Raw genomic sequence first — 15543 nt, 5'->3', positions numbered from 1 at the left:
CGTTTAAATAAAAAAGGCGCCCACCGGGCGCCTTTTTCGTGCGAGAAAATGTTAGGCAAATTTGCCGTTGTGGTACACGTCTTGTACGTCTTCCAGATCGTTCATCATGCCCACAAAGCGCTCGAATTGCTCGGCGTCGTCACCGGCCAGCTCGTGGTCAACGTGGGGCAGGTAGGTGATCTCCTCGACTTCGAAATCGATGTCGGGGTTCATTTCCTGCAGGGCGGTCTTGGCCTTGAAGAACTCGGTAGGCGGCACCAGTACGGTAACCATGCCTTCGTCGGCTTCTACGTCGGAGACGTCTACGTCGGCTTCCATCAGCGCTTCCAGTACCGGCTCATCGTCGTCACCGGCAAAAACAAACATGGCGCGGTGGTCGAACATGTGGGACACGGAACCCTGGCTGCCCAGTTTGGCCTTGCAGCGGGAGAACACGCCGCGAATTTCGCCAAAGGTGCGGTTGGGGTTGTCGGTCAGGGCGCTGATGAGCACCAGGGCGCCGCCTGGGGCAATGCCTTCGTAGACGGCGGGCAGGAAGTCTTCACCACCGGCACCTGAGGCCTTGTCGAGGGCCTTTTCGATAACGTGGGTAGGCACCTGGTCTTTCTTGGCGCGGTCAATCAGGCTGCGCAGGGTGGTGTTACCGTTGGGATCGGTACCGCCTTGCTTGGCGCAGACATAGATGCTGCGGCCGTACTTGGAATAAATTTTGGTTTTGGTGGCGGCCGTTTTGGCCATGGATTCTTTACGGTTGTTAAACGCTCGGCCCATGGGAATTCTTCTTGGCTAATTAAAAAAACAGCAGGATTGTAACCGCTGGCGGCGCTGCTGTCTTGTTTGCTTGGTGGGAATCAAAAAGCGGGCCACCGGGCCCGCTTTTGTGCGCTGTAACCGCTGTTATACCGCTTGTTGCTGGGTGGCCAGGCGGTATTGCACTAAGTCTTCGATGCTGAGCACCGGCATGGCGTGCTTTTTACCAAAGGCGATGATTTCGGGCAGGCGGGCCATAGTGCCGTCTTCCAAGGTGACTTCACACAAGACCCCGGCCGGGGTCAGCCCCGCCAGGCGCATCAAATCGACGGTGCCTTCGGTGTGGCCGCGGCGCTCCAGTACGCCGCCCGCCTTGGCGCGCAGCGGAAACACATGGCCGGGGCGGGCCAGGTGCTCGGGCTTGGCGCCCTGGGCGACGGCGGTCTTGATGGTGGTAACCCGGTCGGCAGCGCTAACGCCGGTGGTCACCCCTTCTTTGGCCTCGATGGTCACGGTAAAGGCGGTTTGGTTCTTGGAGTTGTTGGCGGCCACCATGGGCGGCAGTTCCAGTTGGTTGGCCTGGGCGTCGGTAAGGCACAGGCAAACGATGCCGGAGCACTCGCGGATCATCAGTGCCATCTGGGCGGCGGTGAGGTGGTCGGTGCTAAAGATGAGGTCGCCTTCGTTTTCGCGATCTTCATCGTCTACCACCAGTACCCCCTGGCCTTGTTGCAAGGCGGCAAGGGCGGCTTCAACGCGCTCGATGGGGCTGCCGAATTCGGCCAGCAAAGACGTGTGGTTGGTCTGACTCATGGTAATAACGCTCCTAAAGCTACCAGAATCAGGGCACAGGAATGGCTGCAAAAAGCTGCATACAGGCACAGGCGCAGCCAGGCCGCGCCCATGCCCTTATCCTCTTCCATCCGGACTATGACCGTCGGCTCTGGACTTTGACCAGATCTGCTAGACCCCGGCTGTGCCGGGCGCTCGCGGGCTTGCCCCTTGGGGCCTACCGCCGGTGGGGAATTTCGCCCCGCCCTGAGAATAAGTAATCAACAAAAGTGATTGCCGTCACAAAACGGCGGGCACATGCTACTGCGCCCCGCCGCAATTGAAAAGCGCCTTCACAAAAAAGGCTGTTGCAGTTAATCGATTAATGGCTGCTGGCCATGAAACATTGGCAGCACGTCGCTGGCGATCGCCATAAAGGTTTCGCTAAGGGGCCGCTGGTTGCGGCGAAAGTGCAGGCCGATATGGTCCACGCCCACCTCCTGCATGGCGGCAAGCTCCGCCACCAATGCCTTGCTGCCACCGCTCATGCCAAAGTGATGGCGCTTTAAAGGCGCGTTTTTGTCGGCCAACAGATCCAAGTGGATAAAGCTCACATAGGGCTTGCTGCCAGCCAATTGGCGCCACTGGGCAACCCGGCGCTTGTGGTCGCTTGGGGTGCCGGGGTAGGCCAAAAGACCCTGGATGTTGTCCGCCACCCATTGCAGCGATTGCTGGGCAAAACCGGCCACCAGCAGCGGCGGCTGCGGGGTTTTGGGCAAGATGGCCTGGCCGGGGGCGAGTTGGTGGTCCCGCTCCCCTTGCAGCACCGCCACGCTTTCGCGAAAGGCCTTACCTCGGCTGGCAAAATCTTCACCAAAAAGGGGGTATTCGGCCGGCCTGTCGCCACTTGCCACCCCCAGCAGCAGGCGGTTGTGGCTAAGGGCTTGTACTGAGGCGGCAGCCTTTCTGACCAGCCAGGATTGGCGCAGCGGCAACACCACCGCCGCCGTACCCAGCAAAATGTTCTGGGTAACGCCGGCCAGGTAACCAAGGTAGCTGAAGATTTCAAACACCTGGGCGGCGTCGCCAAAGGCTGGGTCGTACAAGGGCACGTCTCTGACCCAGGCGGCCCGAAAGCCCAGTTGGTCGGCCAGTTTTACCAGCGCCTGGTGCTGGCTCATGTCCGGCTCGCCCGGTTTGCGGCCGGCGGCCAGGCGGTTGGCTTCACCTTGAGGTGTCCAGTCGTTGTCCAGTGGCAGCTCAACGCCGATGGAAAAGCCGCCTTGAGTGAGGGTATTGATGCTCATGGTGCGCTCCCGGGGCAGGTCAGCCCTGCCCCTTGATTGGGTTAAAGGGCTTGGGCTTCGCCACGGCGGTCCAAGAAGCCGGACAAGCGGGTCAGCAGCAGGGCCAGCACCACGATGAGGGCGCCTATCCAGGGGGTATCCATCAGGTTGAGGCTGTCGATAACGGTGCCGCCGATGATGGAGCCAAGGGCAATGCCGACGTTAAAGGCGGCGATATTGAGGCCAGAGGCCACGTCTACCGCGTGAGGGGTGTATTTCTCGGCCAGTTGCACCACGTACACCTGCAAGCCGGGCACGTTGCCAAAGGCAAAGGCGCCCCACAGCAGCACGGTCAGCACCGCACCCACCGGGCTTTGGGCGGTAAAGGTGAAGGCCAGCAGCACCAGCGCCAGAGCAGTAAAGATGATGTGCAGCGCTTTTATTGGGCCCATGCGGTCGGCCAGGCGGCCGCCCCAGATGTTGCCCACGGCTACCGACACCCCGTACACCAGCATGATCAGACCCACAGCGCTGGACTGGAACCCAGACACCTGCTCCAAAATGGGGGCAAGGTAGGTAAAGGCCACGAAGGTGCCGCCGTAACCCACCGCCGTCATGGCGTACACCAGCAGCAGCCGGGGCTGGGTCAGCACTTTGAGCTGCGAAGAAAGCTTGGCCGGAGCCGGTTGCTTGAGGTCTTTGGGCACCAGCAAGGCGCTGCCGATAAGGGCCAATAGCCCAAGCACCGATACCACCAGGAAGGTGGTGCGCCACCCCAGATGCTGGCCGATAAAGGTACCCAGCGGCACACCGGTAACCAGTGCCACGGTCAGGCCGGTAAACATGATGGCGATGGCGCTGGCTTCTTTGTCCTTGCTGACCAGGCTGGTGGCGATGGTCGAGCCGATGGAAAAGAACACCCCGTGGGCAAGGCCGGTCAGTATCCGCGCCACAATCAGGCTCGAATAACTGGGGGCCTGCCAGGCCAACAGGTTGCCCAGCACAAAGAGGGCCATCACCGACAGCAGCACTGTTTTGCGGTTCCAGCGGCCGGTCAGGGCGGTTAGCACCGGCGCGCCGATGGCCACCCCCAGGGCATAGAGGCTGACCAAAAGGCCGGCCGAGGGCAGGGTAACGCCAAGGTCATTGGCGATGGTGGGCACCAGGCCGACTATCACGAACTCGGTGGTGCCTATGGCAAAGGCGCTCAGGGTGAGCGCCAGCAAGGCGATGGGCATGGCAAATCTCCGTCAGTTTTTGATGACGGCATTCTTGCCAAGCTTACTTTTGTGATAAATGTGCGTTATCTGAAATAATTTTTTCCAAGGTGGAAAATGAAAACCCGTTCCGACAACCTTGCGGTGCTGCTGGCGGTGGTGGACAGCGGCAGTTTCTCTCGGGCCGCCGAGCAGCTGGACGTGCAGGTAGCCACCGTGTCCAAGGCGGTCAGCCGCATCGAGGCGGAACTGGGCACCACCTTGCTGGCCCGCACCACCCGCCGCCTGGAGCTGACCGAAGAGGGCCGCCACTTTGTGGAGCGTGTGCGCCAGGGTTTGAAATTATTAGAAGAAGCCGAAGAGGAACTGGACGCCAGCCAAGGCAAACCTCGGGGGCGGCTGCGGGTGGATGCGGCCAGCCCCTTTGTGCTGCACCAGATAGTGCCCATTGTCAGCGAGTTTCGGGCCGAGTTTCCGGCCATCGAGCTGGAACTGACCAGCAGCGACGGCATCATCGACCTTTTGGAAAAGCGCACCGACTTGGCCATTCGTATCGGCGGCCTGAGTGATTCGAGCCTGCATGCCCGCGCCCTTGGCCAAAGCCCGCTGCATCTGGTGGCAAGCCCGGCCTATCTCGCCAAACGCGGGGTGCCCCAGTACCCTTCAGAGCTTGGCCAGCATCAGTTGCTGGGGTTCGTGAGCCCGGCTAGCCTCAACCGCTGGCCGCTGCCGGGTAAACCCCAGGTAGAGCCTGCTATTAGGGTGTCTAGCGGCGAAACCCTGCGCCAGTTGGCCCTGGCTGGCAACGGCATTGCCTGCCTGTCCAACTTTATGGTGGCGGCTGATTTGAGAGCTGGGACCCTGGTTAAAGTGCTGGCTCAGCATCAGGTTGACCAACCGGAGCGCCAGGGCGTCAACGCGGTGTATTACCGCAACAGTGGTCTTTCTAAACGTATCCAGGCGTTTTTGGATTTTCTGCAGCCCAGGCTCAGCCTTTAGCCTGCTGCTGGCAAAAATGGATAAAGTGGCGCAGCAGGGCGCTGTGGTACTTGTTTTTGTGCCAGGCCAGGCTCAGCTGGCGCGGGTAGCGGCTGGCAACCGGCAAGGCGCAGAGGCGGCCGCTGGCCAGGCGGTCTTGCACCGCCAGTTTTGAGACGAAGGTCAGTCCCAGGTTCTGCTCCACTGCCAGCATCACCGCCTCCAGGGCGTTTAGCTCCAACACCTTGCCCACAGCGCCGATGCGGGGCGCCAGTTCCCGGTCAAACTGCTCGCGGCTGCCCGAGTGGTTCTCCCGCAGTACCCAGTCGTTACCGCCCAGCGCCTTGAGGCTCACCGCCGTTTGGGCGGCCAAGGGGTGGCTGGGGGCGCACACCACCAGCATTTCGTCTTCCAGCCAGGGCTGGGTGACAAGGTCGGGGTGGTGGTTTTCCCCTTCGATAAGGGCAAGGTCCAGCTCGAAGTGGGCCAGCTTTTCGCAAAGCTCGAAGGTGTTGTTGATCTGTACCCGCGCCTCGGCGCCAGGCACCTTGGCCAGCAGCACCGGCAGCAGATAATTGCCGATGGTCTGGCTGGCGCCAAGGATAAGGGTGCCGGTGGGGGCGCCGCCATCGTCAAAGAGATGCTCGATATCCTGGATGCGGCTCAGCACTTCTTCGGCCAGTGGCTGTAGCGCCCGGCCCTGATCGTTGAGTTTGAGGCGGGGGTGAACCCGGTCAAAGAGCGGGGTGCCCAGGCGTTTTTCCAACTCACCCAGGGCCTGAGACACCGCGCCCTTACTGAGGAACACCTCGTCGGCGGCCTGGCCCAGGTTGCCATGGCGGGCAATGCTGGCAAAAACCTTGAGTTGCTTGATGCTCGGCATTTGGTTTTTCTAAACGTTTGGTTTGGATCATTTAGATATCACGAACACGAACGCCTTTCTATGATGTCGCCATCAAAACAGCGAAGGGAGTATCCCCTCATGCGTGACTTAACCCGTTTTGCCGGCGCCCCCACCCCCATGGCCGGCCTTGCCCTTGGTATTGGCAGCCTCGGCTGGAGCTGGGAGAACATGGGCATTTTCGATGGCAAGGCCCAGGCCCTGGGCGCCGCCATTGCCGGCGTGCTGCTGCTGGTGCTGGCCGTTAAATTCCTGCTGCACCCGCACCTGTTGAAAGACGATTTGGCCCACCCGGTGGTAGGCAGTGTGGTGCCCACCTTCGCCATGGCGACCATGGTGGTGTCTAAAGCCATTGGCGGCCAGTTAGGCAGCGGCCTGTGGCTCTTTGCCGTGGCGCTGCATCTGGTGTTTTTGGCCACCTTTGCCTGGCACCGGGCCAGGGATTTTAAACTGCACCACATGGTGCCCAGCTGGTTCGTACCGCCGGTGGGGATTATCGTTGCCGACGTAGCCAGCCCTGGCGGCGCCCTGGCGCCCTTGGCGCACGGCCTGCTGTGGTTTGGTATCGCTTGTTATGCCCTGATGCTGCCGGTGATGCTGTACCGGCTTATTTTCGCCGCCGAAGTGCCGGATGCCGCCAAGCCCACTATTGCTATTCTGGCGGCCCCTGCCAGCCTGTCTCTGGCCGGCTACCTGACCGTGGTGGCCCATCCTTCACCACTGCTGGTGGACCTGCTGCTGGGCATTGCGGTGCTGATGACCGCCATCATCTACCTGGCCTTTGCCAAGCTGCTGCGCCTGCCCTTTAGCCCCGGCTACGCCGCCTTCACCTTCCCCATGGTGATTGGCGCCACCGCGCTCTTTAAGGTGGTGCACCTGTTTGCCGCCTGGGGGATCGACAGCACCTCAATCGCCCAGCTCACCTTCCTGGCGGAACTGGAGCTGTGGGTAGCGACGGTGATAGTGAGCTACGTGGCGCTGCGTTACGCACTCTTCTTCAGCCCCCTTCGCCGAGCGCATCTTGCTGCTTGAAAAAAAACACTGCAAAAACGCCACCTCAAGGTGGCGTTTTTTATGACAGCCGGCTTCGCACCAGCGCCGTGGCGCCGCCCAGGCTCAATAGGGCAGCCAGAGCCATGGGCCAGAGGTGACTTAAGATAACCGCAGGTGCCAGGGCTTTTAAAAAGCTGCCTTGCACTATCACCAGAAAATGGGTGAGGGGAATGGCCTGGGCCAGGTATTGCAGCAACAGCGGCATGTTCTCTACCGGGGTGGCAAAGCCCGACATCAAGATCATCGGCACCCCCAGGGCAAAGGCCCCCAAAATGGCTTGTTGCTGGGTGGCGGCCAGCGCCGACACCATCAGGCCGATCCCCACCACCGACAGGATAAACACCAGTAGCGAAGCCAGCAGCCACAGCACCTGGCCGGTAAAGGGCACGGCAAAGACCCAGTGGGCCGCCAGCACCATCACCAGCCCCAGGCTAAAGCCCACCAGCACCGCCGGCAGGCATTTGGCGATGATGATCTCCATAGGCGTGGTGGGGGATACCAGCAGCTGATCGAAGGTGCCCAGCTCCCGCTCCCGGGCGATAGACAGCGCCGTGACGATAAGGGAGATAAACATCGCCAGTATCCCCGCCAGCCCCGGCACCACAAACCAGCGGTAAATGAGGTTGGGGTTGAACTGGTGGCGAAGGGCCACCGGCTCCAGGCTACCGCCCTGGCGCGCCGCAATGCGCTGCAAATATCCCAGGGCCACCTGGGCGGCGTTGGCGCGCCGGCCATCCAGCAGCACCTGAATGGGGGCGCTTTGGCCGGCCAGGCGTTTACGCGAATAGTCCTGGGGAATGTGCACCGCCAGCAGCACTTTGCGGTTATCAAGCAAGCGGCCAAGCTCGGCCGGGTTTTGCACCCGGGTGAGGGTGCCGACAAAACTGGCGTGGCGGATATCGCCAATCAGTGCCACCGCCGGGGCGCCTTGGTCTTCGCTATACAGGGCGATGTTGGCGTTTTTCACTTCCAGGGTGGCGGCAAAGGCAAAGACGCACAATTGCAGCAGTGGCGGCAGCACCAAAATGGCCCTGGCCCTGGGGTCGCGCAGCAGGCTGAGCCATTCTTTGATGATTTGCGCTTTAAGGCGCGGCCAGCTTGGCATCATCCCTCCAGGCTTTTACGGGTTTTGGCCCGGGCCAGGGCGAAAAACAGCAGGCCGATGCCCGCCATGGCGGCCATGTCTTTTAAAAAAAGCGGCCACAAATCCCCCACCAAAAACACCGTCTGCAACGACTCGATAAAGTAGCGGGCCGGAATAAGCTGGGTCAGCCAGCGGATGGGGGCGGGCATGGAGTCGATTTCAAACAGAAAGCCCGACAACAAAAAGGCCGGCAAGAAACCCGAGAACAGGGCGGCCTGGGCGGCAATAAACTGGTTTTTGGCCAGCGCCGAGATCACCAGCCCCTGGCCAAGGGCGGGAATTAAAAACACCGCCGATAGCGCCAAAAGGCTCAGCCAACTGCCCCGCAGCGGCACATCGAACACCCCTATGGCCAGCAGCGCCGAGCCCAAGGTGGCCAGCAGCCCCAGGGCAAAGTAGGGCAGCAGCTTACCCAGCAAAATTTCCACCACCCGGGCCGGGGTGGCCAGCAGCGCCTCCATGGTGCCCCGCTCCCATTCCCGGGCCACCACCAGGGCGGTGAGCAGGGTGCCAATCATGGTCATGATGATGGCGATGGCCCCCGGTACCAAAAAGCGGCGGCTCTCCACCTCGGTGTTGTACCAGACCCGTGGCACCACCTCGGTGGCGGGGCTCTGGCCTTGCCAGCCGGACACCACCCCTTCGGCATAAAGGGCCACAAAGTTGGCGGTGTTGGGCTGGGTGCCGTCGGTAACCACCTGTACCAAAGGCGGGCGGCGCCGGGCCAGGCGCTGGTCAAAGTCGGCGGGGATCACCACAAAGCCCTTGATGCGCCCTTCATTTAGCAGAGCCTGGGCCGGGCGGCGGTCACGTAGCAGCAGCACGTCAAAGTAACGGCTGGCGGAAAAGGCGCTACTCAAGGCCTGGGCCTTGGCGCTGTCGCTTTCGCGCACCACTCCCAGGCGGATATGGCTGATGTCCAGCGACACCGCATAGGCAAACAAAAACAGCAGCACCACCGGCAGCACAAAGGCGATAAGGATGGCGGCCGGGTCCCGCAGTACCTGCCGGCTTTCTTTTACCACCAAGGCCCACAGCCGTTTGCCGCTCAGCATGCCTCGGCCTCCTCGATAAGCTTGATAAAGGCCGCTTCCATCGAATCGCTACCGGCCTGCTGGCGAAGCTGGTCGGGGCTACCAAGGGCGATGATGTTGCCACGGTGCATCAAGGCTACCCGGTCGCAGTATTCGGCTTCGTCCATGAAATGGGTGGTTACCAGCACCGTTACCCCTTTTCGCACCAGGCCGTTGATGTGGGTCCAGAATTCGCGGCGGGTCAAAGGGTCGACCCCCGAGGTGGGTTCGTCTAAAAACAGAATGGGCGGGCTGTGCATCAAGGCGCAGGCCAGCGCCAGGCGCTGCTTGAACCCTAGCGACAGGGCGTCAGGAGCGCTGCCAAGGAGCGGTGCCAGTGAAAAGCAGTCCACCATCTCGTCGATGCGTTTGGCGGCCGCCTTACCGGCAAGGCCATAGACCCCGGCGCTAAAACGCAGGTTCTGGGCCACCGACAACAAACCGTACAGGGAGAATTTCTGGGCCATATAGCCGAGCTGGCTTTTGGCGGCGCTGGGGGCGCGGGCGAGGTCGATGCCCAGCACCCGGGCGGTGCCGGCGCTGGGTTTTAACAGCCCGCACAGCATCTTGAAGGTGGTGGATTTGCCGGCGCCGTTGGGGCCCAGTAGGCCAAAAATTTCCCCCTGGCGCACCGCAAAGGTGCTGTCGGCGGTGGCCACGAAATCGCCAAAGCGGCGGCAAAGGTGCTCGCACTGCACCACCGGCGCCTCTTGGCGTGGCAGGGGCGAAAAGGTGTCGGCCAGGGCCGAATGGCCGCCGGGGCCGCCCCCCAGCAAATCCACAAAGGCATCTTCAAAGCGTGGCGCCACCGGGCTTAAGGTGCCGCCAAGGTCGCTAAGCGCCTCGGCGGTCTGCCCTTCGGCCAGCACCAGGCGCAGCGCTTCGCCTTCGATAACCCCGTCCCGCACCGCCGGCATTGCCAGGGCGCGGGCCAGTAGCTGGCGTTTGTCCTCGCCGGTTTTGCTTAGCCGAACGCAGCGCCCTTCAAGGCGGCCAGTAAGGCGGGCCGGCGGCCCCTGGAATATCAGCTCGCCTTCGCTTAGCAGCAGCACGTCTTCACAGCGCTCGGCTTCGTCGAGATAAGCCGTCGCCCACAGCACCGCCATGCCGTCGTCGGTGAGCGCCTTGACCATCCGCCACAGTTCCTGGCGGCTCACCGGGTCGACCCCAACCCCGGGTTCGTCCAGCAGCAACACCTTGGGGCTACCCATCAGGGCGCAGGCCAGCCCCAGCTTTTGTTTCATGCCGCCGGAGAGCTTGCCGGCCAGGCGTGCGGTAAAGGGCGCCAGTTGGGTAAAGCTCAGCAGCTTGGCGATATCGGCCTGGCGGCTTTGGGGCGGCAGGGATTTGAGGTCGGCATAGAGATTGAGGTTCTCGATAACCGATAAATCCTCGTAAAGGCCAAAGCGCTGGGGCATGTAGCCCACCACAGTTGCCAGGTCGGCAGCTGCCAGCGGCTCCCGGCCTGCCACCTCCAAGGCGCCGCTGCTGGGGGCCAGCAGCCCTGCCATCAGCCGCAGCAAGGTGGTTTTGCCGGCGCCGTCGGGGCCCACCAGGCCGGTCAGGCGGCCGGCGGCAATGCTTGCCGACAAACCCTTCAAGGCGGCCCTGCCGCCAAAGGCCTTGCTTAGCTTGTCAAAGCGGACGGCGCTCATTACCGGGCCAGGGTGATGGTGACCGGCATGCCCTGTTGCAGGCCGCTGTCGCCGTGGCTGACCACGATGCGAAGCCGGTACACCAAGTCGGTGCGAAGCTCAGGGGTCTGCACCGATTTGGGGGTGAATTCGGCCCGGGGAGAGACAAAGCCCACCTGGCCGTCGAAGGTCTTGGCCGAGCTGTCGGTGCGGATGTGCACTTTGGTGCCGGGGGGCACCAGGCCCAGCTCGGCTTCCGAGACATAGGCGCGGATATACACAGGATCCCGTAGCGCCAGGTTATACACCGGGCTGGCGGCGGTAACCATGGCCCCCGGCTCTACCAGGCGGCTTAGCACTACCGCGTCTGATGGCGCCATCAGCCGGGTGTCGGCAAGGGCGGTACTGGCTTGGTCGACCCTGGCCTTGGCGGCGGCAAGGTTGGCGGTGGCGGCGGCAATGTCTTCGCTGCGGGCCCCTTCTTGCAGCAATGACAAGTTGGCCTTGGCCGAGTCGCGACTGGCGATGGCTTCGGCAAAGGCGTAGCGGGCGCTGTCCAGGGCCTGCTTGCTGGTAGATCCGCTTTGCTCAAGGCCTTGCTGGCGCTTGAGTTCGCGCTGGCGGTCGGCCAATACCGCTTCTTTTTGCGCCAATAGCGCCTGGGCCTGGGTTATTTCCTGGCGGCGGTTACCGGCGGTGAGCTTATCGAGCTGGGCCTTCGCTTGCTGCTGCTGGGCTTTGGCGGCGGCCAGGGCCTCGCGAAAGGGCTGGTCGTCGAGGGTAGCCACTTCTTGCCCGGCGCTGAGGCTGTCGCCTTCTTGCAAGGCAAGGCTTGCCAGGCGCCCGCTTTGGCGAAAGGCCAGCGACAATTCGCGAATATCCACATTGCCGTAGAGGGTCAGGGGCTCGGTTTGTGGCTGCTGGCTTCGGTACCAGCCATAACCGGCCAGGGCCAATACCGCCAGGGCCAGCAGCAGGAGCAGCGGCTTTTTCATCACAGTTCTCCTTTTACCAAGAGGCGGATGTTCTGGTGCAGCAGCTGTTGGATGGCGGCCAGATCCGGCTGTTGCTGCCAGCCCATATGGCGCGCTACCGCCTCCCTGGCAAAGCGCCACACCAGAATTTGCCCCAGCAGGCTGATGGCCAGCATGGCGTGGCCCTTGGCGTCGAGATCGCCTCGCAGCTCGGCCAACAGCCGGGTCAGGGCGCCCAGCATGGGCTGCATTAAACGCTCGAATAACAGCTCGAAGGCCTGGCTGGGGTTTTGCTGCTCGCGCAGGATGAGCTGGGCCCAGTATTCGGTTTGCGGGCTCAGCAGCAGCTCGCTCATCACGTTACAGAGGTTATCCAAAAGCGGCAGGTACAGGGCCAGGCGGGCAGGGTGGTCAAGGTTGGCCGGGGCGTCGTCTACCACCTGGCGCAGTTTCTGGCCAAGGGGGGAGAGGTGCTGGCCAAGGCTTTGGCCTATGGCCTCGAACACAGCCAGGTACAGCCCTTCTTTGTTGCCAAAGTGATAGCCGATCAGCGCCTGGTTGACCCCGGCGGCGGTGGCAATGGCGCGGGTACTGACCCCGTGATAGCCCTGCTGGGCAAACACCTGGGTGGCGGTTTTAATGAGGGCGTCGCGGGTGTCGAGGCCGCGGCTGGCGGTGTCTGGCATAAGTTAGTTAATCGAATGACTAAATTGATGCTCAAACTATAGACAGCAAAAAGCCCCGGCGCAACAACGGCGCCGGGGAAGCAACCAGCTACCACACTGGAAGGCGTGAATTACTTACCGAAAGTGATGCTCCTGAGCACGCCGTCACGGCGGATAAGGCCGTGGAACAGCGCCGCTGCCATATGTCCCAGCACCAGCAGCAACAGGCTGTAGGCCAGCAAGGTGTGCAAGGGGCGAAGCACGGCGTAAAGGCTATTGGATTTGGCCACCAGCGCCGGTAGTTCGATGCCACCGCCCAAGGTTACCGGGTAGCCGCCGGCACTTAGCATCAGCCAGCCGATCATCGGCAGGGCCAGCATCAGGCCATAGAGCAGCACATGAGACAGTTTTGCCACCAACTGCATAAAGAGCGGCATGTTGCTGGGCAGGGGCGGGGTGCGGCTGCTGAGGCGAACCACCAGCCGCAAGATGGCCAGCACCAAAATGGTGATGCCCAAGGGCTTGTGCAGATCGTAAAGCCAATCGCGGTTAGCCACCGAGCTCACCATACCAGCCCCCACAAACAGCATGGTGAAGATGGCCAGGGCCATCAGCCAGTGCAGCAGCCGAATAACAATATGAAATTGGTCTTTCATCATTTTTTCTCCAGCTTGGCCTGTTCGCTGATGCGGCGGGTGAAATCGTCGGAATACACGGCAGAGCGGGCCGGCAGCAGCGGGTCGGCCGAGGGGCTCAGGCCGTCCGGCAGGATGACCGGGTCGAAGTTGGTGTCGCGGCAGGCGCCGCTGCTCTGTGGCTCGGTTTGGGTCAGCACCAGGGTGCCTACGTCGATATGCTGGCGATCGGCAGGCCAGGCCTTGGTGGCATCAACGATGGGGTCGCCGGGGTTGGCCACCTGCAATTGCAGCTGCCAGCTGACCGGGCCTTTTTTGAGGCGCTGGGTGATGTCGTCAAACAAAAAGTCCGGGCCGGCGTCTGCCGGTTGGGCAGCAAAGGGGGTTTGCGGCAGGAAGGACCAGCGCACAAAGTGGTGCTCGCCGTTGGCGTTGGTGGCCTCAAAGGCGTTGAGGCTGTTAAAGGGGGTGCTGGCAAAGCTGTCGGAGCGTTTGTGGTGCTGAGCCCAGTCCAGGAAGGGGCCAGCCTCGGGGTGGGCCTTAAAGAAGGCGCCAATCTTGGCGCCGTCTGGCTTGCCGGTGGCAGGGTCTGGCTGCTGGAGTTGCAGCAACTGGTAAAAATCCTTGGGGTAACTCAGTACAAACACCGGCGAAGACAACATGGCCATGCGCCATTGTTGGCCGGAGCCGCCGTCAATCTTAAGGCCCAGGGCGCGGGGCGCCGCTTTGGCGTCATTGCCGTGGGGATTGCCGCCAGGTAGCGAGAAACGCCCGCTCACCGGGTAGCGGCCCTTCGCAAACACCGTGGCGCTGGAGATGGCCGCGCCCATGCCGTTGCCCTCGAAGTAACCACTGACACACAGGCCCTTGGTATGGTTGCGTCGTGCGCCGACATTGTTGCCGCCGTCGGCCTGCAACTGGTTGACAAATTTAGCCGGGGTTAGCCTTGATGGGCTCAACCAGCCGGCCGAGTAGGCAAAAAAGGCTGCCGGCACCGCTACCGCCACGGCGATAATGGCCAGGCGCAGCTTGGTGTTGGGAGTGTCCATGTGATGTCCTTGTGGTTAGCTACTCAAGCAAGACGCTCGGGATTTTTTTTTATTCCACGGGAATAAAAAAAAGCGCCACACGTTTTATAAGCGTACTTAGTGGATGAACTCGGACATGAATGAACTGGATTCGGTCATTGTTGACCAACTGCCAAGCCTGAGGCGTTTTGCCCTGTCGCTGACCCGCACGCCCTATGACGCCGACGACCTGGTCCAAGGCACGGTGGAAAAAGCCATCCTCGGCTGGCAGCAACGTCAGCGTGGCGGCGCAGTGCGGCCTTGGCTGTTCTCCATTCTTTATCGCCATTTTATCGACGGCCAGCGCCGCGCCGGTCGCTTTAAAAAGCTGATGCAGCTCTTTAGTGGTGATGAGGGCGAAACCGCCACCTTGGAGCAGCAACTGGAAGAGGACCACTCCCTGGCCCTTTTTGCGAGGCTTCCCGAGCAGCAGCGCAGCATCCTGGTGCTGGTGTCGGTAGAGGGCATGAGTTACCAGGAAGTGAGCGAGGCGCTTGATATTCCCATGGGTACCGTGATGTCGCGGTTGTCGAGGGCCCGCCAGGCCTATCGCCAGTTACTTGAAGAGGTTCCGGCCCAAAGCAATGCCAAGGGCCGGCTGAGGGTGATCCGATGAAACCGAGCGAAGAGCAGCTCCAGGCGTACCTGGACGACGAACTGGCCGCCGCCGAGCGCGCCATGGTGGACGACTACCTGGCCCGCAACCCCGAGGCGGCGGAGCAGTTGGCCCGCTACCGCCGCGACGCCGAGGCGCTGCGTCAGGAGTTAACAGCTTTGCCTCAGGCCGCCAACCCGGCGCTGCACCCCTTTGCGGTGCGCCGGGAGCTAAAAGCCCGGCGCCGGCGCCGCTTTGCCACCGCCGCCACCCTGGTGTTGGCCCTGGGCGGTGGTTGGCTGGGTGGTAGCCAATGGCAAAGCCACCTTTATGCCAAGGCCACCTTGCCCATGAACGATGCGGTAGAGGCCTACAAGCTTTTTAGCCAGGCCCCAGGCGATGCCATCAGCCAAGCCCAGTTGACGGCGCTGTTTAACGACCATTTCAAGGGCGCCAGCCTGCCCCCTGAGCTGAGCAACTATGGCCTGAAACGGGTAAGCGCCGAGCTGATGGCCACCGCCGAGGGGCCGGCCGCCATGGTGCTGTATCGCAACGACGAAGGCCAGGCGCTGCTGTACTTTATCCGCCCGCCGGGGCCGCGCCATCACTTGCTGCCCAAGGGCCAGCGCCAAGACGGCGGCCTGTTGGCAAGGTATTGGTCAGACAGCGATTTTAACTACGCCCTGGTCAGCCCCCACGACAGCCCGCTGGTGCCCAGCGGCCCCTTCGGCAGCATCTAGAGATGGCTGTGCCTGGGTGGTTGAATACAAAAAGCCGCCTTATGGCGGCTTTTTGATGCA

The 15543-nt window shown here is 62.1% G+C and carries 16 protein-coding genes and 1 riboswitch; of the genes, 4 read left to right on the top strand and 12 right to left on the bottom strand.

Features of this window, described 5'->3' with window-relative positions; translation table 11 throughout:
- Positions 1-51: 51 nt before the first annotated feature.
- From EDC28_RS07635 to EDC28_RS07620, 4 genes are all read right to left on the bottom strand, one after another.
- Positions 52-771 (bottom strand): YebC/PmpR family DNA-binding transcriptional regulator, encoded by a 720-nt coding sequence (locus tag EDC28_RS07635; protein ID WP_050657093.1) that lies wholly within the window; start codon positions 769-771, stop codon positions 52-54.
- A gap of 126 nt (positions 772-897) precedes the next feature.
- The gene (ribB, locus tag EDC28_RS07630; RefSeq protein ID WP_050657094.1) at positions 898-1563 is read right to left on the bottom strand and encodes a 3,4-dihydroxy-2-butanone-4-phosphate synthase; all 666 of its coding nucleotides are present in this window, start codon (positions 1561-1563) and stop codon (positions 898-900) included.
- Between the two features lie 94 nt (positions 1564-1657).
- A riboswitch (FMN riboswitch) is annotated at positions 1658-1800 on the bottom strand.
- Positions 1801-1895: 95 nt separating this feature from the next.
- On the bottom strand, positions 1896-2828 hold the full coding sequence (locus EDC28_RS07625; protein WP_123421183.1) for a TIGR03571 family LLM class oxidoreductase: 933 nt from the start codon (positions 2826-2828) through the stop codon (positions 1896-1898).
- 41 nt (positions 2829-2869) lie between these two features.
- Positions 2870-4045: an MFS transporter gene (locus EDC28_RS07620; protein ID WP_123421182.1), complete on the bottom strand. Its 1176-nt coding sequence runs from the start codon at positions 4043-4045 to the stop codon at positions 2870-2872.
- A 96-nt stretch (positions 4046-4141) separates the two neighbouring features.
- Here EDC28_RS07620 and EDC28_RS07615 point away from each other — a divergent pair, with 96 nt between their 5' ends.
- A complete protein-coding gene (locus tag EDC28_RS07615; RefSeq protein WP_123421181.1) occupies positions 4142-5023 on the top strand; it encodes a LysR family transcriptional regulator in 882 nt (293 codons plus the stop codon).
- Here EDC28_RS07615 and EDC28_RS07610 read toward each other — a convergent pair.
- On the bottom strand, positions 5013-5885 hold the full coding sequence (locus EDC28_RS07610) for a LysR family transcriptional regulator (RefSeq protein WP_123421180.1): 873 nt from the start codon (positions 5883-5885) through the stop codon (positions 5013-5015). The two genes, EDC28_RS07615 and EDC28_RS07610, sit on opposite strands and share 11 nt — an antisense overlap.
- Positions 5886-5984: 99 nt before the next feature.
- On the opposite strand from EDC28_RS07610, the gene EDC28_RS07605 reads away from it, so the two are divergent.
- Complete coding sequence (locus tag EDC28_RS07605) at positions 5985-6935, top strand: TDT family transporter (protein ID WP_123421179.1); 951 nt, start codon at positions 5985-5987, stop codon at positions 6933-6935.
- A 40-nt stretch (positions 6936-6975) separates the two neighbouring features.
- Here EDC28_RS07605 and EDC28_RS07600 read toward each other — a convergent pair whose 3' ends face one another.
- The 7 genes from EDC28_RS07600 to EDC28_RS07570 form a co-directional block, all read right to left on the bottom strand.
- Entirely contained in the window at positions 6976-8061 is a 1086-nt protein-coding gene (locus tag EDC28_RS07600) for an ABC transporter permease (protein ID WP_336391509.1), read from the bottom strand.
- Entirely contained in the window at positions 8061-9155 is a 1095-nt protein-coding gene (locus EDC28_RS07595; protein ID WP_123421177.1) for an ABC transporter permease, read from the bottom strand. Before EDC28_RS07595 ends, EDC28_RS07600 begins: the two co-directional genes overlap by 1 nt.
- Entirely contained in the window at positions 9149-10828 is a 1680-nt protein-coding gene (locus EDC28_RS07590; protein WP_123421176.1) for an ATP-binding cassette domain-containing protein, read from the bottom strand. Before EDC28_RS07590 ends, EDC28_RS07595 begins: the two co-directional genes overlap by 7 nt.
- On the bottom strand, positions 10828-11802 hold the full coding sequence (gene hlyD / locus EDC28_RS07585) for a secretion protein HlyD (protein ID WP_123421175.1): 975 nt from the start codon (positions 11800-11802) through the stop codon (positions 10828-10830). The genes EDC28_RS07590 and hlyD overlap by 1 nt, the downstream gene beginning before the upstream one ends.
- Complete coding sequence (locus tag EDC28_RS07580) at positions 11802-12467, bottom strand: CerR family C-terminal domain-containing protein (protein WP_050657104.1); 666 nt, start codon at positions 12465-12467, stop codon at positions 11802-11804. Before EDC28_RS07580 ends, hlyD begins: the two co-directional genes overlap by 1 nt.
- Positions 12468-12577: 110 nt before the next feature.
- On the bottom strand, positions 12578-13102 hold the full coding sequence (locus tag EDC28_RS07575; RefSeq protein WP_123421174.1) for a cytochrome b: 525 nt from the start codon (positions 13100-13102) through the stop codon (positions 12578-12580).
- Complete coding sequence (locus EDC28_RS07570) at positions 13102-14130, bottom strand: catalase family peroxidase (protein ID WP_123421173.1); 1029 nt, start codon at positions 14128-14130, stop codon at positions 13102-13104. Before EDC28_RS07570 ends, EDC28_RS07575 begins: the two co-directional genes overlap by 1 nt.
- Positions 14131-14245: 115 nt before the next feature.
- On the opposite strand from EDC28_RS07570, the gene EDC28_RS07565 reads away from it, so the two are divergent.
- A complete protein-coding gene (locus EDC28_RS07565; RefSeq protein ID WP_050657628.1) occupies positions 14246-14764 on the top strand; it encodes a sigma-70 family RNA polymerase sigma factor in 519 nt (172 codons plus the stop codon).
- Complete coding sequence (locus tag EDC28_RS07560; protein ID WP_123421172.1) at positions 14761-15483, top strand: anti-sigma factor family protein; 723 nt, start codon at positions 14761-14763, stop codon at positions 15481-15483. The genes EDC28_RS07565 and EDC28_RS07560 overlap by 4 nt, the downstream gene beginning before the upstream one ends.
- Positions 15484-15543: the final 60 nt, after the last annotated feature.

The sequence above is a fragment of the Gallaecimonas pentaromativorans genome (assembly GCF_003751625.1).
In the GTDB taxonomy this organism is placed as follows: Bacteria; Pseudomonadota; Gammaproteobacteria; order Enterobacterales; family Gallaecimonadaceae; genus Gallaecimonas; species Gallaecimonas pentaromativorans.
The sequence above is the reverse complement of the archived record's forward strand: the minus strand, read 5'-3'. Positions and strand labels throughout refer to the sequence as shown.